Below are 26,312 nucleotides of genomic sequence, written 5' to 3' on the forward strand. Positions count from 1 at the left end.
TCCCTTTCCGAAGTTGTGGAAGCGACGCTAGTAGGTGGCGCGGCCGCCGCTGATGTCGTAGACGGCTCCGGTCGAAAAACTCACCTTGTCAGAGGTCAGCCACGCCACGAGCTCGGCGACCTCGTCGGCACGACCGACGCGCTTCATGGGGATGAGGTCGGTGATGTACTGCAGCACCCCCGGATCGGTCTTCGCGTTCATGGGGGTGTCGATGACGGCCGGCGCGATGACGTTGACGAGCACGCCCGTCTGGGCGAGCTCTTTGCCCACCGACTTCGTGAGGGCGATGACGGCTCCCTTGGTCGCCGAGTAGGCGGCGAGGTTGGGGTTGCCGTCTTTGCCCGCCATCGAGGCGAAGTTGACGATGCGACCCCAGCCGCGCGACACCATGCCGGGCGCGAAGGCGCGAATGGTCGAGACCGTGCCCATGACGTTGACGTCTACCGTTCGGCGCCACTCGTCGGGGGTGGTCTCGAGCAGCGGCTTGTTCGGCCCGACGATGCCGGCACAGTTCACGAGAATGTCGACGGGCCCGACCGCGGTGGCCATGGCCTGCACGGCCGCATCGTCAGAGATGTCGAGCTGGTAGTCGGCAGCATCCGAGACGTCGGCCGTGATGACCTCGATGCCGTCGGCGCGCAATCGTTCTGCCGTCGCCGCACCGAGCCCGCTCGCGCCGCCCGTGATGAGCGCGCGCCGAACGCCGGTCATGAGTCACTCGCCTCTCGCGTGAGCTCGACGGTGTAGTCGCTGATGTAGACGTGCTCAGCATCCGTCATGTCTTTGAAGAACAGGCGCGCCTCACGACCGAGCCGCAGGCAGGTGCGCTTCTCGGCGAGGTCTTCGGGCGAGTCGGTCGGCTGCAGCGAGGGGTACCAGAGCACGTGACCGGGGCGGTGGATGATGCGCACGGGCGTCGACCACTGCTGCGCGTTGTCGCCGTGCCCCAAGTCGCGATGCGGGTTGATCGACATGAACAGGCTGTCGCCCACCCAGAAGCTGCCGTCGACGCGCCCGAGCAGCATGACCCAGACCTCGAGGTGCTCGCTCCAGCTGACCGACGGGCCCCAGTAGTAGAGCTCGTCGCCCTGCGAGACGGCTCCGCCGCCCTCAGACGTGGGGATGCGCAGGCTCGCGATCGGCTGCCCGACGCCATCCCACGGCGCATCCCAGCCGGTGCCGCTCCACCGACGGGCAGCCCCGGTGGGAGCATCCAAGTCAGAGAGAGGAATGCGCGCGACGCTCACGCACTGCGCCGCAGCCTCGGTCTCGCGATCCCACGTCTCGGCGCTCCACGCGGTCGGGTACGCGTACTCGCCGAAGAACACGTAGAGGTGATCGCCCGAGGCGACGGCGCTCGGGTCGCCGACTCCGCCCGGAAAGCAGTTGTTGCGGTTGACCGGCAGCTTGATCATGCGCTCGTCGAGGTCTTGCAGCAGAATGCCGCGATTCACCCAGCTCTCGCCGCCGTCGGTCGAGTGCATGATGCCGATGCGCGGCACCGCCTGCACGCCCTCGGGTCCGGTGAGCCCAGGAGGCCAGTCGATGTCGCGGTAGCCCTCGCCCGTCGCCTCGTCGAACGGCAGCGTCGAGGGGTAGTTCTCGTTGTGGTACAGCGCGTAGAGCGTGCGACCGCTCGCGTCGCTGGGGTCTTGATAGATCGTCTCGAACCAGACGGCACCGTGCAGGCCGGGCTCGCCCGGCGGCGTGTTCGGGGGCAGTACCGGCTCGGTGAACTCGTCCGGCCCGCGGTCGAAGGCCTCGGCCACGGTCGCCCCACCGGCGAACTTCAGCTCGTTCGCGTCGCCCCACAGGGGGTCTTCGCCGTACTTGCCCGGAAAGATACGGAACTCATCGCCCACCCACGCCGTCGCCATGTTGCAGTCGACGAAGTTGCGCACCGTCAGGCGCTCGGTCGGGGTGAGGCGCATGACGATGCCGTCGACGCCCGAATCGATCGTCGTGGGCTCGGTGCGGCTCGTCGCGCTGTCGGTCGGTTCGGTCATCGTGACTCCTTCGTCGCGGTGGTCGGTGTGGTGGTGAAGCGGATGCTCGCACGCAGTTCGCGCGCGCTGAGCCGGTACTGCGGCAGAACCCCGGGGCCGCACGCGCCCGTGCCGACGCCGTGCTGGGCCAGGTCGAGCACGACGTGGGTGCGGCCGTCGCCGCGCAGCAGGTGGTCGTGGGTCGTGGCGGCGAGCGTCTCGGTCGACCACGGCCGCACAGTGAGGGCGAGGGGGTCGGGCGAGGCGACCTCAAGCGCTCCCGCCCCGCTCGCGAGCCGCGCCCAGTGCACGCCCGCGCGGGCGCCCGACTCTTGCGGGCGCACGGTGCGCTCGAGCATCCCCTCAAGGTCGCGCGTGAACCAGCCCACGTGCGCCGCCTGCCCCGTGTCGGGGTATGCCGGGCCCGGCCCGCGGCCGAACCACTGCACGTGCTCGACGAGCCCGGGCAACGCGAACGAGACGCCTGCCCTGGCCCACTCGACGCGCGGGGCCTCGTGCGTGTGCGGCTCGATCATGACGTCGAGCAGCAGCCCCTCGTCGTCGGCAGTCCAGCGGCAGCTCAGCGTGACAGCGATGTCGGTCGCGGCCGCGCCGACGTGCGTGACGACTTCGACCGCGTCGGCCGAGCGGCTCAGTGACACGAGCCGCGACACGAGACGGTCGAGACCGAGCCAGGCCCAGTGATCGGCGTCTGACGCGGCACCGCCGGTATCCCAGCCCATGCCTCGGTCGTTATCGGTCGGCGCGCGCCACAGCTCGAGCCGCCACTGCTCGACCGGTTGCTCACCGAGCGCGGTGACCGCGCCCGTCGCGTCATCGAGGTGCAGGTCGTCGAGGGTGAGCGCCCTGGGAGCCGGCAGCGTGAGAGGCCTCGCCGCGTCAGGCTCGACCGTGACGACCTGCGTTCGGGCGACGACCCAGCCGGCCGGGGCCCACGCAGTGTCGTCGAGCTCGCTCGCCTCGATGGTCACGACGAGCCCGGGCGTGCGCACGTGCTCGAGCAGGGGCGGCGGCAGCGGAATCTCGGCGGCACCGCGCGGAGCGACCGGCCGGTGCGCGAACACGCCTGCGCGACCCTGCGTCACCCCGTCGGCATCGAGCCCGTCGGCATCGACCGACGAGGCAGCCGAGGCCACTCTCCAACTCAGTTGGAACCGCGCGGTGTCGGTGTGGTCGAGACGGCTGTGTACGCGCAGAATGCCGGCATCAGCATCCACCGCCATCGTGATCGGCGCGAAGACGGCACCCAGGTCGGCGAGCTGCGCGCGCGGTGTGCGGTCGGCGGCGATGAGGCCGTCGATCACGAAGTTGCCGTCGTGCACGGGCTCGCCGAAGTCGCCGCCGTAGAAGGTGCCGACACCGCCGTCGGGCAGAGGGCGGTGAATGCCGTGCTCAAGCCACTCCCAGACGAAGCCGCCCATGAGCCGCGGGTGGCCGTCGAACAGCTGCTGGTACTCGGTCATGCCGCCTGGACCGGTGCCCATGGCGTGCACGTACTCGCAGAGAAGAAAGGGCATGGCGCGCCGTCGGGCGTCGAGCGCGGCCGCATCGTCGTCGGGCCCGAGCGTGAGCCACGGGTTCTCGGCGAGCGGCTCTTCCTCGCGGCGGCCGATCTGCTCGACTTCCGTCTGCGAGGCGTACATGCGGCTGTAGACGTCGACATCGCGGCAGGCGAGGTCGCCCTCGTAGTGCAGAGGACGGGAGGCGTCGCGACCACGGATCTCCGCGGCCATCGCCGCGAGGTTGCGCCCCGTGCCCGCCTCGTTGCCGAGCGACCACATGATGATGCTCGGGTGGTTCTTGTCGCGCTCGACCATGCGGGCGGCGCGATCGCGCAGCGCGGGCTCCCAGGTCGAATCATCGGTCGGGTTGCCGCGCCAGCCGACGTCGCCGAAGCCGTGCGTCTCGAGGTCGCACTCGTCGATGACCCAGAAGCCGAGCTCGTCAGCCAGGTCGAGCAGGTCAGGGTGGGGCGGGTAGTGCGCGGTGCGGATCGCGTTGACGTTGTGACGCTTCATGAGGTGCAGGTCGAGCTCGAGAGTCTCGCGCGGCACGGCGCGCCCGAAGTCGGGGTGGTGCTCGTGCCGGTTGACGCCGCGCAAGTTCACGGCCGCGCCGTTGACGGTGAACTCGCCATCGGCGATCGCAATCGAGCGGAAGCCGATGCGGGTCGTCACCGTCTCACCGCCGGCCGGGCCGCTCGAGACCCTGAGGGTGTAGAGCTGCGGGCTCTCGGCCGACCACGGCAGAGCATCCGGAATATGCACCTCGACGCCGGGGGCGACCGACAGTCCCAGCTCGACAACCTCGATCGTGATCGATTCGGATGCTGCGCGCACGTCGACCCGCAGGCTCGCGCCGTTCGGGCTCCAGCCGGCGACCACGTGCACGTCGTCGATGGCGAGCTCGGGCCGCTCGCGCAGGGTGACGGAGCGGATGATGCCGGGGTTCCACCACTCGTCTTGGTCTTCGACGTAGGAGGCCGCGCTGAAGGTGTGCACGCGCACGACGAGCACGTTGTCGGCGCTCAGCAGGTCGCCCACCTCGAAGACGGTCGGCAGCCGGCTGCCGCGCGTCGACCCGAGCAGGGTGCCGTTGAGCCACACGTCGCCTGCGCCCTCGAGGCCCTCGAACCGCAGGTGCGCGCGCTCGGGCACGGTCTCGAGCGCGAACCGAAGCCGGTGATCACCGATCGGGTTCACGTCGGGCGGGTGCGGCGGGTCGACGGGGAAGGGGTACTTCACGTTCGTATAGGCAGGGGCCCCGTGCGGCCCACCGACGGTGGCGTCATACACGGGCATCGTGAAACTCGACGGCACCGCGATCGTGCCCCACTCGCTGTCGTCGAAGTCAGGGCGCTCGACGCCGACGGGCGCGGCAGCGGCCGACGGCGACCAGCGGAAGCGCCAGAGCCCATCAAGGCTCAGCACACTCGCATCGGTGCGCACCGTCGCGGTCGGCGGCAGGCTTCCGGGCGCGGGGGCGACGTCGTCGAGGGGGTGCGGGTGAAGCGGGCGGGCGGTCATCGAGCGCTCACGTTTCTGAATCGAATAGTGCGCAGTTGGAAGGCGCGGAAGGGCAGGTCGATGCTCGACCCCTGACCGACCGGCTCATCGGCAAGCGCTCGCTCGAGCAGATCGGTGCACTCGATCGTCGCCGCGGTGCCGTCGAGCGTGAGGGTCGTGCGAGCACGCCCGCCGCACGACTCGTAGAGCCGCACGACCAGGTCGCCGCTGCCGTCTTCGGCGAGCTTGACGGTCTCGACGACGACGGCCGGGTCGCTGCTCGTCACGAGCGGCGCGAAGGGCGCCCCCGCGTGCACGACCCTCAGCGGGTTCGCGAGGTCGTAGCCGAGCGCGACCGCGTCGCCGATCGAGGCACCCGGCGCGATGCGGAAGCGCAGCAGGTGCTCGCCCTGGTCGGTCTCGGGGTCGGGGAAGAGCGGGGCGCGCAGCAGCGAGAAGCGCACGGTCGTGGTCGTGCCGCCGTCGGCGCGCGTGTCGCGCGAAACGTCGTAGCCGTAGGTCGAGTCGTTGGCGATCGCGACGCCGTAGCCCGGTTCGGCGAGGTGCACGAAGCGGTGCTGGCAGGCCTCGAAGCGTGCGGCATCCCAACTGGTGTTGGTGTGCGTCGGGCGAAAGAGGTGCCCGAACTGCGTCTCGGCCGCGATGCGGTCGGCGTGCACGTCGAGCGGCATCGCGAGCTTGAGAATCTTCTCGCGCTCGCGCCAGTCGATGCGGTTCTCGATCTCGAGCGAGCTCGCGCCAGCCCTCAGAATCAGTCGCTGCTCGATGGTCGACTCGCCCACGTGACGGGTCGTGATGACCGCGACCTCGCCCTCACCGTGACGCACCCGCCGCTCGTCGACGTCGTGCAGCTCGGTCACGGTGCGCTGGTAGTGCTGGTCGAGATCCCACGCATCCCACAGGTTGGGCAGGTCGCGGTGCAGGCGCAGCACGTTGGCCGGGTGGCCGGGGGTGAGCGCGTCGCGACCGTCGGCGTGCGCAATGAGCGAGACCAGGTGGCCCCGAGCATCCACGACCGCGCGGATCACGCCGTTGTCGAGAACCGTCGCCCCGTCTGCCGCCTCCTCCGCGGTCACCGGTGGATGCTCCGCCTCTCGTTCCGCCGCGCCCAGTGCCGGCACGCCCTCGCGCGCGAAGGGTGAGGCGTTGACGGCGAACGCCGCCTCCGAGTCGCCCGAACCGGCCAACGCCGCCAAAGCTTCGGCGATGATGCCCTCGAGCGTCGCCGTCACCTCGGCGTGACGCTGCTCGGCCTCACGGTGCACCCAGGCGATCGAGCTGCCGGGCAGGATGTCGTGGAACTGCAGCAGCAGCACCGTGTGCCAGGCGCGCTGCAGGTCGTCGCGCGGGTAGACGTAGCCCGCCCGCAGCGCCGCAGTAGCAGCCCATAACTCGGCCTGCCGCAGCAGGGCCTCGTTGCGGCGGTTGCCCTGCTTCGTGCGCAGCTGCGAGGTGAAGACGCCGCGGTGCAGCTCGAGATACATCTCGCCGCTCCACACCGGAGCCTGCGAGTACTCGGCCTCGGCCGCCGCGAAGAAGTCGCGCGATGAGCCGATCGTGACGCGCGGCGAGCCCTCGAGGTCGGCGGTGCGGTGCGCGGCCGCGATCATCTCGCGCGTCGGTCCGCCGCCACCGTCGCCCCAGCCGAAGGGCACGAGCGACCTCGTGGCGCGACCCTTCTCACTGAAGTTGCGCTCGGCGTGCGCCAACTCTTTGCCCGAGAGTTCGCTGATGTACGTGTCGGCGGGCGGAAAGTGCGTGAAGACACGCGTGCCGTCGATGCCCTCCCACCAGAAGGTGTGGTGCGGCATGCGGTTGATCTGGTTCCACGAGATCTTCTGGGTCAAGAACCAGCGCGAGCCCGCCGCTGCGACGATCTGCGGCATCGCGCCCGAGTAGCCGAATGAGTCGGGCATCCAGGCCTCTTCGCACTCGACGCCGAACTCGTCGAGAAAGAACTGCTTGCCGGCGATGAACTGCCGCGCCATGGCTTCGCCGCCGGGCATGTTGCTGTCGCTCTCGACCCACATGCCCCCGACCGGCACGAACTGGCCAGCAGCGACCTTCTCCTTGATGCGCGCAAAAACGCGAGGGTGGTGCTCTTTCATCCAGAGGTACTGCTGGGCGCTCGAGCACGAGAACACAAAGTCGGGGTGCTCGTCCATGAGGTCCATGGCGTTCGTGAACGTGCGAGCGCACTTGCGCACGGTCTCGCGCAACGGCCACAGCCAGGCCGAGTCGATGTGCGCGTGGCCCGTCGCGAGCACGCGGTGGGCGCTCGCATGGGCGGGCTTCGCGAGAACGCTCGCGATCGCCTCGCGGCCGGCCTGCGCCGTGGTCGGGATGCTCTGCGCATCGAGCACGTCGAGCATGTCTTCGAGCGCACGCAAGATCTCGTGGCGCCGTGACGAGCCCTCGGGCAGCTCGGCCATGAGCCCGCGCAGGGTCCACACGTCGGCCAAGAGCTCCCACACGGTGACGTCGAGCAGGGCGAGCTCAAGCTGCTTGAGCTCGTAGAGCGGCTCGTCGGGCGAGGTCTCCCACGTGCCGTAGGGCGTCGGGTCGAAGCTGTACTCGCCCGCGACATCGGGGTTCGCGGCGGCCTCGATGAGCACGTCGACGCTCGACTCCCCCGCCGCGACCGGCAGCCACGAGTTGAGCGGCGAGATCGCCTTGATGAGCGAGCCGTCGGGCCGGTAGGCGAGGCCCTCGGCCTGAAAGCCCGAACGCGAGCGGTTGTAGCCGAAGTCGACGAGCACCTCGACGCGCGTGCCCTCCGGCGGCGCTGGCACCCAGTCGGCGGGAAGCTCGCCCGAGACGCGCAGCCACACGGTCGACCACGCCCGACCCCAGCGCCAGCCGAGCTCCACGGGCTCGAACGGCTGCTCGACGGCGTGCTCGAACGGCACGGGCTCGCTCGGCACCTGCCACGCGGTCGCGGTGAGCGGGCGAGCATCCCGATAGAGCGCCGGCGTCAGGTGATCGCGCACGAAGCGATCGAGGCGAGCCTCGACGAGGTGGTGGTCGTTGTGCATGAGTACTTTCTCGTGAGACGGGCGATCAGGCAGGGGCGATGATCAGCAGCCACGACGTGACAACGTCGTCGCCGAGCGTCACGATGCCATCATCGAGCAGTTCGGCACCCGAGATGCGGCGAACCTCGCCGTCGGCGAGATCGGTCACGGTGTAGATCGTGTCAGGCTCGATGCCGCGCGGGTAGACCGCGTGCGGTCGTCGGCCGCCGGGCATCACGAAGGCGCCGATGAGCATGCGGCCATCGGGGTGCGTCAGCTGCATGCTCGGCGCGCGCTCGCCGAAGCCGCCACGCTCGGGCGTGGCCGTGAGCGGCTGCAGTGCGCCGTCACGCACGAAGGGCACGAGCTCGCGCCGGAAGAGCTCGACGTGCACGCGCAGTCGTTCGAACAGCTCGGGCCGCAGCTCGGGCAGTCGCAGACTCACGCCGAATCGGTGCAGCATCGCCGCACGCAGCGTCGTGTCGAAGTCGTCGGCGCTGAGCGTCGCCCAGTCGAGGTAGGCGGGCGGGAAGTCTCCGCGCCACTGCGACCACGACCAGTGCAGAATGCCGATCGGCGGCAACAGGTTGCGCACGCCCCACAGCACCTCGAGGTGGTGGTCGGTGTAGTCGGGGTCGCTCAAGAAGAAGCCGTGCACGTGGCGCGCGAGGCCGAGGTCGATGCGAAGGCCGCCCGACGAGCACGACTCGAGCATGATCTCGGGGTGGCGCGCGCGCACCTCGTCGAGCACGGCATAGAGGCCCTCGTAGTGCCGCAGCAGCCCGTCGCGGGCGCCGTGCCCGTGGTCAGTGCGGGTGCAACCGGCGTCGGGGTCGATGTTGAAGTCGAGCTTGATCCAGCGCGCTCCGGTCGTCGTGATGAGCGTGCTCATCGATTCGAGAACGTGCTCGCGGCCGGCGGCCGAACCCAGGCAGACGTAGCCGAGAAAGGTCGGGTCGTCGTCGTCGAGCGACTCGGTCTGCACGCGGTACGAGGGGTCGGGGCGACGGCCTTCGACCGTGTGCGCCATCGCGTCGGGCTTCGCCGCGCGCAGCAGCGAGTGCGAACCGACGGCCTCGGCCTCGATCCACATGCCCGGCAGAACGCCCGCATCGCGGATGCTCTGCCCGAGCGCCTCGAGCCCCGAGGGGAACCGCGCGGTGTTGACGCTCGACCAGTCGCCGCGCTGCTCTTGCCAGTCGCTCGTCGGATCGGCGGCGCCGAACCAGCCGGCGTCGACCGTCGCGATCTCGATCCCGAGTTCGTGCGCGGCCGCGGCGTTGTCGGCGATGACCTGCTCGTTGACCTCTTGGTCTTCGTAGGGCCACCAGTGGTTCCACTCGACGGGCACGCCGTCGGTGAAGGGCGTGCGGGGCAGCCAGTCGGCGGCGACGGCGCGCTGCAGGGCGACGGCGGCCGCATCCAGGTCAGCGGCGATCGTCAGCACCACGCTCGGAGCGACGACCGATTCGCCCGGCGCGAGCTCGACCGCGAACTGCCACGGCGAGATGCCCGCCGTCACGTAGCCCCCAGCCATCGCGTGAATGTGCCAGTTGCCGCTGTACGCAGGGGCTAGGGAGACCGCCGCGGGTTCTTCGTGCGCGCCCGGCCCGCTCTCACCTCCGCGCTCGAGGCCCAGCCACGGAATCCAGCCGTGCGAGCTGCGACCCGACCGGCTTTCGATGATGGTGTGGTGCCCCAGGTGGCCGGTGACGGGTCGAAACTCGTCGCCCCAGGCGCTGCGAAAACTCTCGACTCGCCACGTCGACCCCGTCTCGATCGAGAGCGGGTCCATGCGCGTGATCGTCACGGGATGCTCGCCGTCGTTGCGCAGCGTGAGCGCGCACTCCCACACGGGCTGGCCGGCGACCCGGCGAGCGCTCCACGCGGCGTGCACGGTCGCGTCATCGCGCAGCCCGGCGAGGGTTCCCTCGAGGGCGACGAGCTCGTCGGTCGCGCTGCTCACCTCGGGCTTGAGCCACTCCGACGCGACTCGGCCGTCGACCTCGACCATGAGGGGCGAGACATCGCTGAGAATCGAGTCGCCGAGTGAGACCGTGACGCGACCTCCGTCGTCAGAGCGGGCGCGCAACATTGCGTGGGTCATCTGTGGTCCTCACCGGTAGGCTTTACATCATACCTAAGGGTCTCGGCCCACCGCACTCTTCTCAAGGGAATCCACCGTGGCATCCACTTCTTCTCGATCGACCCCCGACGTGCTGCGCGTCGGCGTCGTCGGCCTCGGCTACGCCGGCACCACCCACTTGACATCGTTCGCCGGCATCCCCGGCGTGCAGGTCGTGGCGCTCGCCGGCAAAGAGACCGATCGCCTGGCCCTGCTCGGCGCCGAGTACAACCTGCCCCACCTCTTCGAGGACTGGGAAGAGCTCGTGGCCCTGCCCGAGCTCGACATCGTGAGCATCGCGACCCCGAACGCGCTGCACCACCCGATCGCCGTCGCGGCGCTCGCCGCGGGCAAGCACGTCTTCTGCGAGAAGCCGCTCGCCCTCGACACCGCGCAAGCCGCCGAGATGGTGCAAGCCGCGAAAGACCACGACCGCGTGCTCGAGGTGGCGTTCAACCACCGGCGTCGCGCCGACGTGCAGTTCGCCCGCCGCTACCTCGAGACAGAAGGCATCGGGCGCATCTACCACTCGCGCGCGACCTGGAAGCGCCGCTCGGGCATTCCCGGCCTGCGCTCGTGGTTCACGAGCAAGACGATGGCCGGCGGCGGGGCGCTCATCGACCTCGGCCCGCACGTGCTCGACTCGCTGCTGTTCCTGCTCGGTGAGCCACGTGTCGTGGCGGTGAGCGCCGTGACGCACGGCGAGCTGGGCCGCGCCGGCTACGGCGCCATGAACCGACAGGAGCAGATGGCCTCCGACACGGGCAGCTTCGAGGTCGAAGATCTCGCGAGCGCGCTCTTCCGACTCGACGACGGCTCGAGCGTCGCCTTCGAGATCACCTGGGCCGGCCACACGGTCGATGACGAAGACATCTCGATCGAGCTGCTCGGCGTCGACGGCGGAGTGCGCCTCTTCGTGCCGCGCTACGCGAGCGACGACACCCTGCGCATGTACCGCGACGTCGACGGCGTCGCGGTGACGTTGACACCTGAGGTTCACGTGCCGGGCGGCGAGCATCCGATCGTCATCGCGGAGTTCGTCGACGCGGTGCGGGGCGGCGACTGGGATGCCCACCGCGGCGACTTCGCCCTGCACCGCACCGCCGTGCTCGACGCCTGCTACCGCTCGGCCGCCGAGGGCAGAGAGGTCAGACTGGAGTCATGACAACCCCTGCTCAGGCACCCCTGCGCGTGACGGTCTGGAACGAGAACCGTCACGAGAACTACCCCGACTCGCTCACCGCACAGCTGTACCCGACGGGGATGCACGGCGCGATCGCCGAAGGACTCACCGAGATGCTCGGCGAGGCCGTCGAGGTGCGCACCGCGACGCTCGACGAGCCCGAGCACGGCCTGCCGCAGTCGGTGGTCGATGCGACCGACGTGCTGCTGTGGTGGGGCCACGAGGCGCACCCCGAGGTCGACGATGCCGTGGTCGATCGCATCTACGACGCGGTGCTCGGGGGCATGGGCATCATCGTGCTGCACTCGGGCCACTACTCGAAGATCTTCAAGAAGCTCATGGGCACGAGCTGCTCGCTGCGCTGGCGTAACGACGGCGACCGCGAGGTGGTGTGGACGGTCGACCCGACCCACCCGATCGCCGCAGGCGTGCCCGACCCGCTCGTCATCGAGGCGCAAGAGATGTACGGCGAGTTCTTCGACATTCCCACCCCCGACGAGCTCATCTTCATCTCGTCGTTCACGGGCGGCGAAGTCTTCCGCTCGGGCGCCACGTGGACGCGTGGGCACGGGCGGGTCTTCTACTTCTCGCCGGGCGACCAGGAGTACCCCGTGTATCACCACGCGGGCATCCGTCGCGTACTCGCCAATGGCGTGCAGTGGGCCGCCCCCACCCGCCGAGGCCCCGCGATCGACGCGACGTTCCACGAACGCGGCTGGTTCGACTCCGCGCTCTAGACGCGCAGACTCGCGAGGCCGGATGCTCGGGCAACCCGACCCCGCGAGAGCGTGTGCGCTTTAGCGGCTGACGCCGACCTGCAGGCCCTGCATGACGTACTTCGAGGCGAAGATGAGCAGCAGCAGGGGCACAGAGGCGGTAAAGAACAAGCCTGCCGAAACCAGCGGCTGATCGGTCAAGAACCGAGTTCCGATGCTCGCGAGCGTCGGCGTCAGGAGCTTCATCGACTGTTCGGGGATGAGGATGAGCGCCCACAGCAGTTCATTCCAGACCCCGAGAAACTGCAGAACCGCAAGGGTGGCGAGACCGCTGGAACCCATCGGAAGGACGACCGACCACAGCGTGCGGAAGAACCCTGCGCCGTCGATGCGAGCCGCTTCGATCACTTCGGCGGGGATACCTCGAAACGTGAGAGACAGGAAGAACACCGCGAAGGGCAAGGCGCCCGACACATAGACGAGAATCAGGCCCCAGTAACTGCCGACGAGACCCAAGCGGGCCAGCATCACATAGGTCGGAATGATGAGCACCGCGCCCGGGATCAGCATGAGAGACACGAACGCGGCGGTCGCGTACTTCGCCCCGGGAACCGGGTATTTCGCGAGGGCGTAGCCCGCGAAAGTCGCCAGGATCAGCACGAGCAGAATCGTGACGACCGCGACATACAAGCTGTTCAAGAACGCTTGACCGACACCGTACGACTCAAGGAGGCGCAGGTAGTTGTCGAAGGTCCACTCGCCCGGCAAGCCGAAGGGGTCACGCAGGTAGTCCACGTTCGGTCGCAGAGAGGTCACGATGACGAAGTAGAGGGGGTACACGATCGAGATGGCCACGAGCGCCAGAACGATGAACACCGGGCCATTCGCGCGGCCCGAAGTCAAGCGCTTGCTGATGATTGCTTCTTCCGCCACGGTCAGTCCTCCTCCTGCAACTTGAAGACCTTGTTCTGCAGCAGGGTCAAGACACCGATGAACAGGAACAGCATCACGGCGAGCGCCGCCCCCGACCCGAGATTCGAGCTCGAGAAGGCCCTCAAGTAGACGAGGTAGTCGATGGTGGTGGTCTCATAACCGGGTCCTCCCGCGGTCATGACGAACACGAACCCGAAGAGACCGGTGAAGGTGTAGATCACGTTGATGATGAAGACGAACCCGAGCACTTTGCGGATGTTGGGAAGCGTGATGTACCAGAGTCTCTTCCACCAGCCAGCGCCATCGATCGCCGCGGCCTCGAAGACGGCGGGGTTGATCGCGGTGAGGCCGGCGAACAAGAGCAGCGACATGTAGCCGAAGCCCGACCACACGAGGGCAAGAATGATGATCGCAATGGCGATGTCGCCCTCGGTGAAGAATTCAATCGGTTCGATCCCGAAGAGCCCCAGCGCCTGGTTGACCCCACCGTAGTAGCCGAAGGCGTTGCGGAACATGATGCCGATGACGGCGACCGAGAGCACGTTCGGCAAGAAGAAGATGACGCGGAAGAACTTCCACCCGCGAACGCGCTCGAAGAGCAGGATCGAGACGACGATCGCGATGAAGATGACGAGCGGAATGGCGATCAAGAACTTGAAGTTATTGAGGAAGACCTGCTGCACGATCGGGTCGGTGACCATCGCGATGTAGTTCTCGAACCAGCGCCACTCGAAGGTCAACCCGTTCGTGCGCGTGAACGAGATGAAGAAGGCGAACCCAATGGGGTACGCCGAGAAGGCAACGACGAGCAGCAGTGCGGGGAGCACGGCGAGCGCGCCGATCAACCGATCCTTCCTGTGCAGAGCCCCGGGGCGGCGGGGCTTCGCAGACGGGCCCCCGCCCGCGGGTGCCGCCGAAGCGGCACCCGCGCGCGAGGTCAGAGACGCAATGCTCACAGGTTCGCGATCTCCTGCTCGTACGACGCCTGCAACTGAGCCACAGCATCCTCAGGAGAGAGGGTGCCCAAGAACACAGCCGCGTTGACCCGGTAGAACAGGTCGATCGTCGCCTGCGGCATGACGCTGTCGAAGGCGAACACGATGCCATCGGTCGAGACAGCGAGCTGCTCGAACTGCTCCCGCAGCAACGGGTTCTGGATCTTCGAGGGGTCACCATCAGGGTGGTTGGAGCCCTGCGTCTGGTAGATCTCGACGAAGACATCCTGGTTGGCCGGGTCAGCCAGGAACTCGAGGAACTCGACAGCGAGCTCTTTGTTCTCCGAAGCCTCCGTGATCGAGATCGCGATCTCGGGGCCACCGGCACCCATGAGCGGGAAGTCCGCTCCCTCGAGCGTCGGGATGAAGAACGAGCTGACGTTCCCTTCGCCGAAGCTTTCGAGCATGAGGTTGTTTTCCCAGCTACCGACAACGTAGTAGGCGGCGCCGCCTTCGATGAAGAGAGGCGCACCTCCGCCGCCCAAGGAGCCGGCGTCGGGGTTCGTGAGGCCGCTCGCACCCCACTCGGCGAAGGCTTCGTAGGCCTTGACCATGGCGGGGTCGTCGACACGAACCTCACCGGCGAACATCTCGGTGAAGACCGTCTCACCGAGCTCACCGCCGACCATGGCGCTGATCACCCAGGCGCCGACGTAGCCCTCGAGGTTGGCAACAGAGAAGCCCACGGCGTCGGTGTTGTCGACGACCTGCTGACCGTTCTCCATCAGCTCTTCCCACGATGCCGGGCGGTCTGCAGGGTCGAGACCGGCCTCTTCGAGAATCGCGTGGTTCTGGAAGACGGTGAAGAGGTTGCCTGCGCCATACGGCATGCCGAGAATGCGTCCGTCGGGAGCGAAGCCTTCGCGGTTCACGTTGAAGCCCGCGAGTGAGTCGAGGGTCTCCTGCGACAGCAGCGGCTCGAGGTCGACGAAGAAGTCGGCGAACGAGATGGTCGGACCACCCGCGTACTGCACGCGGATGTCGGGCCCGGTGCCGGCGATCGACGCTGCCTGGAAGGCCGCACTGTTCGACGAAATGTCACCACCCTGCTGGGCGGTCGTGATCTCCACGCCGGGGTTCGCCTCTTCGAAGGCGACGGCCATGCGGTCGAGGAACGAGTTTTCGAGGTCAGGGTCACCGTTCTCAAGGGTGCGCCCGAGAATTCCGGTGTCCCAGATCAGGAGCTCCTGCGATTCTCCTTCTGCGGGCGTTGCCGGGGCGCACGCCGTCATGCCGACCATGACGCCCGCGGTGAGGAGCGCTAGCGCTCCTGCCTGTCGTTTCTTCATTGCTGTGTCCTTCCAATCGGAGCACCCGGCCGGGAGTTCCCGGCCGATTCGGGAATCGCGCGCAGGCCGTCGACACGTCGCCGGGTCGTCGGTGTTGCGGCGAGCTTCGGGCGGGCAATGCAACCTGCCGAAGGTCGAGAGGGGAGGTCGCGGAACGCGCGCAGGCGCGAGGCATGACCGGCGTGGGCCAGGGTGCTCTCTAGCGTCTGCGACATCATCGTCCCGTTTCTCCGTACCGAGGCGTGAGCCCGGTGGGTGAAGCCATTACATCATACCTAGACTCGCGTTGCGCAAGGCCGGATCCGAAATTGTTACCACGCTCGCGACACTTCTCGGTGATAACGTATGATCTAAAGGTGCATCGCGCAGTGGCGGTCACGGGCAGGTGCCCGACTCTCCACGCAGAGAGCACGCATCCCCTGACCATTGCGAAGGCGGCACACGACACATGATCATCGATTCCGTCGACTTCTTCTACGCATCGATGCCCGAGGTCACCCTCGAGGCCGATGGCAGTCAGGATGCGCTCCTTGTCCGAGTGGTCGCTGATGGTCACGTCGGCTGGGGCGAGTGCGAAGCATCGCCGCTCACCTCCATCGCGGCATTCGTGGCTCCGCGCTCTCACGGCGTGTGTCAACCCGTCGCCGCCTCAGTGCTGGGCGAGACGCTCGACGGCCCCGACGACATCGACCGCATCTCGCGCAACGTCGGCCGCAACAGCCTCGACCTGCTGCAGGCGGGTCACACCTGGTCGGGCATCGAGATCGCGCTGTGGGATCTGCTCGGCAAGGTGCGCGGCGAGCCCGTGTGGAAGCTGCTCGGCTACACCGAGAACCACGCCAAGCTGCCCTACGCCTCGATGCTCATGGGTGACACCCCGCAAGAGACTCTCGACCGGGCGCGCCTCGCCCGCAGCAACGGCTTCCGCGCCGTGAAGTTCGGTTGGGGTAGCTACGGCACCGGTTCTGCTGCCGACGACGCCGACCACGTCGCCGCCGCCCGCGAGGGTCTCGGCGACGACGCGCAGCTGCTCATCGATGCCGGCCAGATCTGGGGCGACGATGTCGACGCCGCGATCGCCCGGCTCGAAGCGCTCGAGAACGCTCGCGCGACGTGGCTCGAAGAGCCCTTCGTTCCGCACGCCTTCGTGGCGCACGCCGCCCTCGCATCCCGCGCCCGCAGCGTCGGCATCGCTGGCGGCGAAGGCGCCCACACGGTGCACATGGCCACGAACCTCATCGACTACGGCGGAGTGCGCTTCATTCAGGTCGACGCCGCGCGCATCGGCGGCATCGGCCCCTCGAAGGCCGTCGCCGAGCACGCCGTGCGCCATGGCGTCACCTACGTCAACCACACCTTCACCTCGCACCTCGCACTCTCGGCGTCGATGCAGCCCTTCGCCGGTCTCGCCGACCACCGCATCTGCGAATACCCCGTCGAGCCCAAGCCCGTGGCCCTCGCGATTTCGAGCAACCACATCCTGCTCGACGCCAACGGCGAGGTGCGCGCCCCCGATGCGCCCGGCCTCGGCATCGAGGTCGACCTCGCCGGCCTCGTGCCCTACCTGCGGCACGTCGAGATCTCGATCGACCACGAGCGCGTCTACACGAGCCCCGAGGTGCCGCATAAGGTGAGTGCAGTCGTCTAGGCACAAGGAGGCTGGCGTATGGCAGAGATCGCCAGTGATGTCGATCGTGGAGCGGGGTATGCGATGCGCGGCCTGCAGGGTCGCGTCATCGACGGCGTCGGTCGGCAGATCATCGGCGGCCAGTACGCGCCCGGCGACCTGCTGCCGAAAGAGGCCGAGCTCACCGAGCAGTTCGGCGTCTCGCGCACCTCGGTGCGGGAAGGCATGCGCGTGCTGGCCGCCAAGGGCCTCGTCGACATCCGTCAGAAGATCGGCACCAAGGTTCGCCAGCCCGAGAACTGGAACGTCTTCGACAGCGACATCTTGCGCTGGCACAGCGAGGTCGGTCTCGGCGATGAGATCATGCGCAACCTCGTCGAGGTGCGGCAGATCATGGAGCCCGCAGCTGCCCGACTCGCGGCGGGGCGGGCGTCAATGGACGACCTGCGGCGCATGGACGATGCTCTCGCCGCGATGGTCTCATCCGCGACCGATCGCGAAGGCTACGCGCACGCCGACGTCGAGTTCCACCTCGCGGTCTACGCCGCCTCCCACAACGTTCTGTTGCGGCAGTTCGGCAGCGTCGTCGCCGACTTCATGTACGCCACGTTCAACGTGCAGCAGGCCACCGCTGCCGACGACGATGTGTTCCTCGAAGATGCCGCGACGCACGCCGCAGTGTTCGAGGCAATCAACCGCGGCAACGGCGAGAAGGCGGCCGAGGCGATGCTGCACGTCGTGCTCGACGGCAAGAACGCGCTCATCAAGGCCCTCAGCGACCAGCGCGATGTCGCGTCGTCGGGCTGACACCCCGAAGGCATGGGGATGACTGCTCAGCCGGCCGTGCGCCTCGATCGCGGCGGCATCAGTGCGATCGTGCTGCCCGACGAGGGCGGCGTGCTCGCCGAGTTGCTCGTGCACGGCCGGCCCGTGCTCGCTGCCACGCCCTGGGCCTCGACGGTCGCACCGTCGCCGCGCCCCGCCCTGGATGAAGCCGCCTGGGTCGAGCGCTGGCGGGGCGGATGGCAGCTGTGCTTTCCGACCGCTGGGCAGCCGAACCCGTCGGCCGCTGTCGCCGAGGGATTTCACGGGGCGGCATCGCAAGCGCCGTGGCTCGAGGTGGCCCGCACCGCCGACACCGTCGCGCTCGGCTGGACCGACCTCGACGGCCTGAGTGCCGAGCGCCTCTGGCGGCTTACCGACGACGGCATCGCGGTCGCCACCCGCGCGCACAACGCGGGGCCCGAGTCGCGCGTGCTCGTCATCGCCGAGCACCTCATCCTGGGCGGCGACGTGCTCGCCGGCCCGCTCTCGCTCGACGTGCCACCGACCACACTGCTGCGGCCGCTCGACTACGCCGGGCTGCCCGAAGGCTCGCCCGTGATGTGGCCGGGCGATCCGGCGGAGCACTGGAACACCTTCGACCGAACGACCCCGGCCCGCGTCACGGGTCTCATGGGGGTGCACCCCCAGCGCATCGGCGCGCGCGGCGAGCACGTCGAGGTGCTCGTCGAGTGGCAGGGCTCGGCCCTGCCCCACGCGCTGCTGTGGCAAGAGCTCGGAGTCTCGACCGAGCACCCCTGGAACGGGCAGGTGCAGGCCCTGGGCATCGAGCCGACGTCGACGCCGCACGGCGCGGGCACCTCGCTCGACTCGTCGCTCGTGCGGCTCGCCCCGGGCGGCACGCTCGAGTGGGGCGTCTCGCTCGGCGTGCGGTGGGCATCCGCCGCCGATCACTCATCGATCACGGAGGAATCATGACCGCACTGCGCACCATCGTCACCGGTTCGGCCAATGGCATCGGGGCTGCGATCGCCGACCGGCTGCGAGCACGCGGCGACCGTGTCGTCGGCCTCGACCGCGAAGAGGGCCAGGATGTCGTGCTCACCGACCTGGCCGACCCCGAGGCTCGCGCGCATGGCGTCGCGACCGCGATCGAGCGGCTCGGCGGCGTCGACGTTCTCGTCACCGTCGCGGGCATCTTTCGGCAGGGCTCGATTCACGACAGCGGCTTCGACGACTGGCGGGCGGTGTGGGCGGTGAATCTGGATGCTCCGCTCGACCTCATGCGTATGCTCACGCCCGGCATGGTCGAGCAGGGGTTCGGTCGCATCGTGACCATCACGAGCGTGCATGCTCGGCAGGCTCAGCCCGGGTGCCTCGCCTACGACGTCTCGAAGGCGGGGCTCGAAGCAGCGACGCGCTCGGCCGCACTCGACCTCGCGCCGCACGGGGTGCTCGCCAACGCCGTCGCCCCGGGCTTCGTGCGCACGCGCATGAGCCTGCTGCCCGACGGCACCGACGAGACCGACACCGATGCATTCCGTCAGCAGTATGTGGCGAGCGGCAAGCTGCCGCTCGGTCGCGCCTCGCTGCCAGGTGAGATCGCGCCCGCCGTCGAGTTCCTCTCGGCGCGCGAGAACACCTACATCACCGGCCAGGTGCTGACCGTCGACGGCGGTCTCACCATGACGTTCTAGGGGCGTGCGATGACGATGCTCGAGGGCCTGGGTTTTCCCGAAGCGCTGCGCTGGCGCGACGGTGCGCTGTGGTTCAGCGACATGTTTCGGTCGCGCGTCATGCGGTGGGTGCCGGGGGCTCAGGCCGAGACGGTGCTCGACCTCTCAGACGACGGGCCGACCGTGCCCGGCGGGCTCGGTTGGCTGCCCGACGGTTCGCTGCTCGTCGTCGACTGCGAGCAGCGCCGCGTGCTGCGGGTGCACGACGGCGCGGTCACGGTGCACGCGGACCTCGCCGACCTCATGACGCATTCCGCGAACGACATGCACGTCGATCCCGACGGCACGGCCTGGGTAGGCGGCTACGGTTTCGACCCCGAGCATGACGAGCCCGTGCCCTCGCCGCTCGTGCGGGTGGGCGCCGACGGGGAGGCCTCGGCCACAGCATCCGCCTTCGTCTTTCCGAACGGATGCGAGCGCGACGCGAGGGGCGCGCTCCTCGTCGCTGAAACCTTTGCCGATCGCGTGTCGTCGATGTCACCTGACAACGCGGTCACCCAGCGTGCGAGGTTCGAGCCGGGCAGCGGGCCCGACGGCCTCTCGATCGCGCCCGACGGCGCGGTGTACGTCGCGCTGGCTTTCGCGGCCGCCCTCGCGCGCCTCGCGCCCCTCGAAGCGGGGCCGGATGCTCCCGCCGAGTTCGTGTACCGGGCCGAGCCGATCGCCTCGGGGCCGGGGGCCGGCCCGCTCGGCGTCTACGACTGCGCCGTGCACCCCGACGGCCGCCGCATCGCCGTCGCCATGGCGAGTCTCGACGAGGCACTGGCCGAGCGCGTCGACACCGGCCGCATCGTCGTACTCGAGTTGTAGCATCCTCCCCATGGCATTCATCGAAGCCGAAGGGCTCGTCAAGACCTATTCGCCGAAGGGGGCGCCCGTCGTGCGCGCGCTCGACGGCCTCGACCTCCAGGTGCCGCAGGGCACCGTCACCGCACTGCTCGGCCCCAACGGTGCCGGCAAGACCACGACCGTCAAAGTGCTCACGACGCTCATTCAACCCGACTCGGGCCGCGCCGTCATCGACGGCATCGACGTGCTCAGCGACCCGCAGTCGATCCGCCGCATGATCGGCGCGAGCGGCCAGTATGCCGCCGTCGACGAGAACCTCACGGGCCTCGAAAACCTCATGATGGTCGGCCGGCTCTACCACCTCGGCTCGAAGGTCGCGCGGCAGCGAGCTGCCGAGCTCATCGAGCTCTTCGACCTGACCGAAGCGCAGAACCGACCGGTCAAGGGCTACTCGGGCGGTATGCGCCGGCGCATCGACCTCGCCGGAGCACTGGTCATCAAGCCGCCCGTACTCTTTCTCGACGAGCCCACGACCGGTCTCGACCCGCGCAGCCGCCTCGGCCTGTGGGATGTCATCGAGAAGCTCGTCTCCGACGGCACCACGGTGCTGCTCACGACCCAGTACCTCGAAGAAGCCGACCGCCTCGCTGACTCGATCTCAGTCATCGACAACGGTCAGGTCATCGCGCGCGGCACCGCTGACGAGCTCAAATCGTCAGTCGGCGGCCAGCGCGTCGCCCTGACGGTCGTCGATGAGGCCGATGGGGATGCTGTGCGCACCCTCCTCGCCTCGCAGGGCACGGGCGAGCCCGTCGTGACGGGCGGCCGCACCTGGGTGGTGCCCGTCGACGACGGCCCCGCCGCCCTCGCCGCCATCATGAGCGCCGCGGCACGCGACGGCATCGCGCTGCATGACGCGGGCATGCGCCGGCCCACCCTCGACGACGTGTTCCTGCAGCTGACCGGCCACGTGGCCGACGAGAACGACGAGACCACGGAGAGTGCGGCATGAGCACTGAGTCCACGAAGAGCGCGATCACGAGAGCGGCGGCCTCGACGTCGGCGCCCGGCACGCTGCAGCCGCTGCCCGGCAGCCCGATCTCCCGGTTCGTGAGCGACGGGTGGGTGACGACGTGGCGCAACCTGATGAAGATCATCCGCGTGCCCGAGATCCTGCTGTTCAGCCTCATTCAGCCGATCATGTTCGTGCTGCTGTTCACCTATGTGTTCGGTGCCGCCATCGACATTCCGGGCGACGGGTACACGTCGTTCTTGATGGCGGGCATCTTCGCGCAGACGGTCGTGTTCGGCTCGACCTATTCGGGCTCGGCCATGGCGCAAGACCTCAAAGACGGCATCATCGACCGATTCCGCACGTTGCCGATGAACGGCGCGGCCGTGCTCGTCGGGCGCACCAACGGCGACCTCGTCATCAACGCGCTCTCGATGATCGTCATGATGCTCACCGGCCTCGCGGTCGGCTGGCGCGTCAACTCGTCGCCGCTCGAGTTCTTGGCCGGCGTTGCGCTGCTGTTGCTCTTCGCCTACGCGTTCTCGTGGGTCATGGCGTTTCTCGGCATGGCGGTCAAGAGCCCCGAGATCATCAATAACGCCTCGTTCTTGATCCTCTTTCCGTTGACGTTCATCTCGAACGCGTTCGTACCGAGTGAGAACCTGCCCACGCCGCTGCGCATCTTCGCCGAGTGGAACCCGGTGTCGTCGCTCGTGCAGTCGGCCCGCGAGCTCTTCGGCAACGTGCCTCCCGGCACGCCCGTCGGCGACGCCTGGACGGCGCAGAACCCCATCGCCACGGTGCTCATCGGTGTGGTCGTGCTGCTGATCGTCTTCGTGCCGCTGTCGATCCGCAAGTTCGCGTCGCTCTCGCGCTAGCGCGGCCCGTTCTGGCCCAGATCTGGGGCAAAAGGGCGCAACGTACGCGGAGTTGCGCCGATATGGCCCAGATCTGGGGCACATCGGCGCTGGGTGCCTAGCCCAGCGCCTCTGACAGGGCGCGGATGCCTCGCTCGACCTCGGCGAAGCTGGTGCTGAGCGGCGAGAGGCCGATGCGCACGCCGCTCGGGTGCCGGAAGTCAGGGATGACTCCCTGCGCCCAGAGCCGCTCGACAGCAATCGCCGAGTTCGGGTGGTCGAGCGTCAGGTGGCTGCCGCGGCGGGCCGAGTCGCGCGGCGTGCTCACGGTCGCTGCCGGGATGAGCACCTCGACGAGCTCGATCGCATAGGTCGTGAGCGCGATCGACTTCTCTCGAATCGCCGTGATACCCGCACTCTCGATGAGCTGCACCATCTGCTCGAGGGCCACCATGTTGAGAATCGGTGGGGTGCCGCTCACGAGCGACGCGACTCCCTGCGCTGGCGAGTAGCCCTCGGTCATCGAGAACGGTGCGGCCGCTCCGAGCCAGCCGGGAATCGGGTTGCGCAGCGTGTCGTGGTGCCGCGCGGCGACGTAGGCCCAGGCCGGTGCGCCGGGGCCTCCGTTGAGGTACTTGTACGAGCAGCCCACGGCATAGTCGACGCCCCACGCATCCAGCTCGAGCGGCACAGATCCGACGGCGTGCGAGCAATCCCAGATCATGAGCGCGCCCGCGGCCTGCACCGTCGCCGTGACCGCGGGCATGTCGGCCCACCACGAACTGCGGTAGGCGACGCCGCTGAACAGCGCGGCGATGGTGCGCGGGCCCACACTCGCGGCAGCGAGCTCGGGGGTGATGCCGGCGTCGAGCGGAGCATCCACCCACCGCACCGTCAGTCCGTGATCGTCAGCGAGCCTCTCAAGAATGAAGCGATCGGTCGGAAACTCGTCGCTCAGCATGACGAGCTCGTCGCGGTCGGGCCGCGCGGCGATCGCGGCGCGCAGCAGCTTGAAGATGAGCACGCTCGTCGAGTCGGCGACGATCGTCTGACCGGATGCTGCGCCGAGGCACGCCGCCCCGACGCGGTCTCCGAGCTCAGCTGGACGGGTGAGCCACAGCTCGTCCCAGCCGCGGATGAGCCGCCCGGCCCACTGCGTGCGCACGAAGGCGTCGAGGGCGGCGGGCACGCTCGCCACCGGGCGCCCGAGCGAGTTGCCGTCGAGGTAGGCGACGAGGTCGTCGCCCGGCACGAAGTGCGCGGTGTACACGGCGAGCGGGTCGGCGGCGTCGAGCACGGCAGCGCGGGCGCCCAGTTCGGCGGGGTTCGCAGTCATGCCGCGAGCCTAGCCGCGCCCCGGCATGCCCTGACTTGCCAGTTGTTGTCGCTTCACCGGCAGGTGGCGGCAACAACTGACCACTCGCCGACGGGCAGCTCGCCAAGGATGTCGAGGACTACTGCGCGGCGAACGCGAGCCCGGGGCGCTGCACCGCGAGGCGCACGTCGTCTCCGACGTCGGGCAGCTCGACCGCGGCCATGCGCAGCTGCACCGAAGGCCCGCTCACGAGGTCGGCCGTGATCATGGCGTCGTGCCCGGCGTACGAAATGGCCGCGACGCGGGCGTCGGCGCCCGCCGCCGCCTGGGCGAGCAGGTCGGGGCGCGGAACGATCCACTCGGGGCGCAGCATGAGCCGCACCGAGTCGCCATCGGCCGGGGTGAACCCCACGGCCGACGCCTCGACCGACCCCAGCGCGCACACCACGCGACCGTGCCGCCACTGCCCGGGCAGTTCGACGACGTCGCCGACGAATGAGGCCACCCAGTCAGAGGCGGGGTGCTGGTAGATCTCTTCGGGCGTGCCGAACTGCGCGAGGCGCCCGTCGTGCAGCACGGCGACTCGGTCGGCGAGAGTGAGCGCCTCTTCTTGGTCGTGCGTGACGAGCAGAGAGGTCGTGCCCTGCGCGCGCAGCAGTTCGGCGACCTCGCGGCGCAGGCCCGTGCGCAGCTGGGTGTCGAGGGCGGCGAAGGGTTCGTCAAGCAGCAGCAGATCGGGGCGGGGTGCGAGAGCACGCGCGAGCGCGACACGCTGCGCCTGCCCGCCCGAGAGCTGGTTGGGGGCGCGGCCGGTGAGGTCGCCGAGGCCGACGAGCGACGCGAGCTCGGCAACGCGTGCCTCGCGCGCTGATCGTGGCGAGGGGGCGCGGTCACCCTCAGCCGCGCCTTCCACAACTTCGGAAGGGAAGAAACTCGACCGGCTTTGACCGCCGCGACCGCGCGGCACCGCGAAGCCAATGTTGTCGCCGACCGACAGGTGCGGAAACAACGAGGCCTCTTGCGGCACCCAGCCGATGCCGCGCTTTTCGGGCGCGACGGTGCGGCCGGCGCGCGAGATCTCACGGTCGCCGATCGTGATGGTGCCCGAGCGCACGGGCAGCAGCCCGGCGATGGCGAGAAGCAGGGTGGTCTTGCCGCAGCCCGAGGGCCCGAGCACGGCGACGAGCTCACCGCTGCGGATGCTCAGCGAGACGTCGTCGATCGCGAGCGTCGACCCGTGGGTCACACTCACTGCGTCGACGACGAGGTCGCTCACAACTCCTCCTTGGCTGAACTGCGCACGCCCGACAAGATCACCGCGGGCACGGCCGCGACGAGCACGAGCAGCGCCGCGTAGGGCGCCGCGGCGCCGAACTCGAACACCACCGTGCGGTTCCACAGCTCGGTCGCGAGCGTCTGCACCCCGGTCGGGCGCAGCAGCAGCGTCGCGGGCAATTCTTTCATGGTCGCGATGGCCACCAGCAGGGCGCCGATGCCGACGCTCGGCAGCGCGAGAGGCACCGTCACGCGCCACCATGCCTGCAGCGGCGACTGCCCGAGCGTGCGCGCGACGGCGACGAGCCGCGGCGGAACATCTCCGAGCCCCGCCCGCATCGTGCCGATGGCCTTCGGCATGAAGAGCACTGCGTAGGCGAAGACGAGCACGACGATGCTCTGATACAGCGCGGGCACGACGGCGAGCGCGAAGAACACGAGCGAGAGCCCGACGACGATGCCCGGCAGCGCGTGGCCGAGGTAGCCGACCGACTCGATCGCGGTGATGAGACGCCCTCGGTAGCGTGAGGCGAGCGCCGCGATCGGCAGGGCGAGCAGCACGGCCAGCAGCGCGGCGGCCACGGCGACGCCCACCGTTGAGCCGACCGCCTCGAGCAACCGAGGCACGTCGATCGCCCGCAGGGTGGCGGCGTCGAGTAGCCGTGTCAGCAGCCCGAGCAGCGGAACCGCGACGCCCACGAGCGGGGCGACGGCGACGACGGGCAGCAGCGAGATCAGCATCCCTCGCCCGACCGTTCGGGGCGCGACCGCCCGAGCAGCCGCGCGCGGCAGTTGTCGGCGCGCACTGCGCTCCCCCGCCACGACCACGAGCGCGAGCACGACGAGCAGCAGCGCGAGCGTCGCGGCCTGCGCCCGGTCGAAGCTCGCCGAGTAGGCCGCGTTGATGCCCCACGTCAGGGTCGGAAACCTCATCATGGCCACGAGTCCGAAGTCGCTCAGCGCATACAGCGCAACGAGAAGCGAGCCGGCGATCGCGGCCGGCCGCACGCTTGGCCAGGTCGCCACGAGAAAGGCCCGCAGCGGGCCACGACCCAGCGTGCGCGCGACACCTTCGAGGTCTCCGGATGCTCCGCGCAAGGCGGCGGCCACCGGCAGCGTCACGTACGGAACCGTGACGGCCGTGAGCAGCAGCCAGCTCGGCAGAAAGCCGTTGAGCGACGGAATCGCCACGAGCCAGCCATACCCGGCGAGATACGACGGCACCGCGAGCGGCAGCGCCGAGATGAGCAGCCACGTGCGCGCGAAAGGCACCCGCACGCGCGTGAGCACGAACGCGACGGCCGTGCCGAGCACGAGCGCGGTCGCCGTCGTGGCCGCGGCGAGGCCGAGCGAGTTCGAGGCGTACTCGAGCACGCGACCGCGCGAGAGCGTCTCGATGATCGACGCCGCGCCCGACTCGAGCGCTCGCACGAGCAGGTAGACGAGCGGGATCGACGCCGCGGCGGCCGAGACGACGGCGGCGATGACCAGCCACGTTGGCGGCGTGCCCGGCGCCCCGAGACGCAGAGCCCCCAGGCGCGACTGTGCCGCGGGGGCCGTCCGGGCTTCCGGAACCCCCGCGGCAGTCGTGCCCGCTTCGGGCGCCACAGTCATGGCTCTAGTGCATCACG

The 26,312-nt window shown here is 69.1% G+C and carries 20 protein-coding genes; 9 read left to right on the forward strand and 11 right to left on the reverse strand.

Annotated elements, in window-relative coordinates; all coding sequences use genetic code 11:
• Window positions 1-27: 27 nt before the first annotated feature.
• Genes KL788_RS08520 through KL788_RS08540 form a run of 5 tightly spaced genes read right to left on the reverse strand, consistent with a single transcriptional unit; the run spans window position 28 to window position 10,153 of the window.
• Window positions 28-711 carry an SDR family NAD(P)-dependent oxidoreductase gene (locus tag KL788_RS08520; protein ID WP_293170362.1) on the reverse strand — a complete coding sequence of 228 codons (684 nt, stop codon included), beginning with the start codon at window positions 709-711 and terminating at the stop codon, window positions 28-30.
• Complete coding sequence (locus KL788_RS08525) at window positions 708-2,006, reverse strand: hypothetical protein (protein WP_293170364.1); 1,299 nt, start codon at window positions 2,004-2,006, stop codon at window positions 708-710. The genes KL788_RS08520 and KL788_RS08525 overlap by 4 nt, the downstream gene beginning before the upstream one ends.
• Window positions 2,003-5,032, reverse strand: a complete 3,030-nt coding sequence (locus KL788_RS08530) for a glycoside hydrolase family 2 TIM barrel-domain containing protein (protein ID WP_293170366.1) — start codon at window positions 5,030-5,032, stop codon at window positions 2,003-2,005. Before KL788_RS08530 ends, KL788_RS08525 begins: the two co-directional genes overlap by 4 nt.
• Complete coding sequence (locus KL788_RS08535; RefSeq protein ID WP_293170368.1) at window positions 5,029-8,067, reverse strand: alpha-mannosidase; 3,039 nt, start codon at window positions 8,065-8,067, stop codon at window positions 5,029-5,031. The genes KL788_RS08530 and KL788_RS08535 overlap by 4 nt, the downstream gene beginning before the upstream one ends.
• 25 nt (window positions 8,068-8,092) lie before the next feature.
• The gene (locus tag KL788_RS08540) at window positions 8,093-10,153 is read right to left on the reverse strand and encodes an alpha-galactosidase (RefSeq protein ID WP_293170370.1); all 2,061 of its coding nucleotides are present in this window, start codon (window positions 10,151-10,153) and stop codon (window positions 8,093-8,095) included.
• A gap of 76 nt (window positions 10,154-10,229) precedes the next feature.
• Here KL788_RS08540 and KL788_RS08545 point away from each other — a divergent pair, with 76 nt between their 5' ends.
• The gene (locus KL788_RS08545; RefSeq protein WP_293170372.1) at window positions 10,230-11,336 is read left to right on the forward strand and encodes a Gfo/Idh/MocA family protein; all 1,107 of its coding nucleotides are present in this window, start codon (window positions 10,230-10,232) and stop codon (window positions 11,334-11,336) included.
• Entirely contained in the window at window positions 11,333-12,091 is a 759-nt protein-coding gene (locus tag KL788_RS08550; protein ID WP_293170374.1) for a ThuA domain-containing protein, read from the forward strand. Before KL788_RS08545 ends, KL788_RS08550 begins: the two co-directional genes overlap by 4 nt.
• 60 nt (window positions 12,092-12,151) lie before the next feature.
• Here the strand turns inward: KL788_RS08550 and KL788_RS08555 are convergent, their stop codons facing one another.
• From KL788_RS08555 to KL788_RS08565, 3 genes are all read right to left on the reverse strand, one after another.
• On the reverse strand, window positions 12,152-13,003 hold the full coding sequence (locus KL788_RS08555; RefSeq protein WP_293170376.1) for a carbohydrate ABC transporter permease: 852 nt from the start codon (window positions 13,001-13,003) through the stop codon (window positions 12,152-12,154).
• 2 nt (window positions 13,004-13,005) lie between these two features.
• On the reverse strand, window positions 13,006-13,848 hold the full coding sequence (locus tag KL788_RS08560; RefSeq protein WP_293170378.1) for a carbohydrate ABC transporter permease: 843 nt from the start codon (window positions 13,846-13,848) through the stop codon (window positions 13,006-13,008).
• A 107-nt stretch (window positions 13,849-13,955) separates the two neighbouring features.
• Window positions 13,956-15,287, reverse strand: a complete 1,332-nt coding sequence (locus KL788_RS08565; protein WP_293170380.1) for an ABC transporter substrate-binding protein — start codon at window positions 15,285-15,287, stop codon at window positions 13,956-13,958.
• 448 nt (window positions 15,288-15,735) lie between these two features.
• Between KL788_RS08565 and KL788_RS08570 the strand changes: the two genes are divergently transcribed.
• From KL788_RS08570 to KL788_RS08600, 7 genes are read left to right on the forward strand one after another with little or no spacing between them, the layout of a single operon-like run.
• The gene (locus tag KL788_RS08570) at window positions 15,736-16,935 is read left to right on the forward strand and encodes a mandelate racemase/muconate lactonizing enzyme family protein (protein ID WP_293170382.1); all 1,200 of its coding nucleotides are present in this window, start codon (window positions 15,736-15,738) and stop codon (window positions 16,933-16,935) included.
• Window positions 16,936-16,953: 18 nt separating this feature from the next.
• Window positions 16,954-17,721 carry a FadR/GntR family transcriptional regulator gene (locus tag KL788_RS08575; protein WP_293170384.1) on the forward strand — a complete coding sequence of 256 codons (768 nt, stop codon included), beginning with the start codon at window positions 16,954-16,956 and terminating at the stop codon, window positions 17,719-17,721.
• 18 nt (window positions 17,722-17,739) lie between these two features.
• On the forward strand, window positions 17,740-18,675 hold the full coding sequence (locus KL788_RS08580; protein ID WP_293170386.1) for a hypothetical protein: 936 nt from the start codon (window positions 17,740-17,742) through the stop codon (window positions 18,673-18,675).
• Window positions 18,672-19,394, forward strand: coding sequence for an SDR family NAD(P)-dependent oxidoreductase (locus tag KL788_RS08585; RefSeq protein WP_293170388.1), 723 nt, complete (start codon window positions 18,672-18,674; stop codon window positions 19,392-19,394). The genes KL788_RS08580 and KL788_RS08585 overlap by 4 nt, the downstream gene beginning before the upstream one ends.
• A 9-nt stretch (window positions 19,395-19,403) precedes the next feature.
• Window positions 19,404-20,243, forward strand: a complete 840-nt coding sequence (locus tag KL788_RS08590; RefSeq protein WP_293170390.1) for an SMP-30/gluconolactonase/LRE family protein — start codon at window positions 19,404-19,406, stop codon at window positions 20,241-20,243.
• A 10-nt stretch (window positions 20,244-20,253) separates the two neighbouring features.
• Window positions 20,254-21,234, forward strand: coding sequence for an ATP-binding cassette domain-containing protein (locus tag KL788_RS08595; protein ID WP_293170392.1), 981 nt, complete (start codon window positions 20,254-20,256; stop codon window positions 21,232-21,234).
• Window positions 21,231-22,112 (forward strand): ABC transporter permease, encoded by an 882-nt coding sequence (locus KL788_RS08600; RefSeq protein ID WP_293170394.1) that lies wholly within the window; start codon window positions 21,231-21,233, stop codon window positions 22,110-22,112. The genes KL788_RS08595 and KL788_RS08600 overlap by 4 nt, the downstream gene beginning before the upstream one ends.
• A 97-nt stretch (window positions 22,113-22,209) precedes the next feature.
• On the opposite strand, the gene KL788_RS08605 is transcribed toward KL788_RS08600, so the two are convergent.
• The 3 genes from KL788_RS08605 to KL788_RS08615 all read right to left on the reverse strand — a co-directional run bounded on the left by KL788_RS08605 (window position 22,210) and on the right by KL788_RS08615 (window position 26,295).
• Entirely contained in the window at window positions 22,210-23,427 is a 1,218-nt protein-coding gene (locus KL788_RS08605; RefSeq protein ID WP_293170396.1) for a kynureninase, read from the reverse strand.
• 118 nt (window positions 23,428-23,545) lie between these two features.
• Window positions 23,546-24,682: an ABC transporter ATP-binding protein gene (locus KL788_RS08610; protein WP_293170398.1), complete on the reverse strand. Its 1,137-nt coding sequence runs from the start codon at window positions 24,680-24,682 to the stop codon at window positions 23,546-23,548.
• Window positions 24,679-26,295, reverse strand: a complete 1,617-nt coding sequence (locus KL788_RS08615; RefSeq protein ID WP_293170400.1) for an ABC transporter permease — start codon at window positions 26,293-26,295, stop codon at window positions 24,679-24,681. Before KL788_RS08615 ends, KL788_RS08610 begins: the two co-directional genes overlap by 4 nt.
• Between the last annotated feature and the right edge of the window lie 17 nt (window positions 26,296-26,312).

The organism is Microcella sp. (assembly GCF_019739195.1).
GTDB lineage: Bacteria > Actinomycetota > Actinomycetes > Actinomycetales > Microbacteriaceae > Microcella.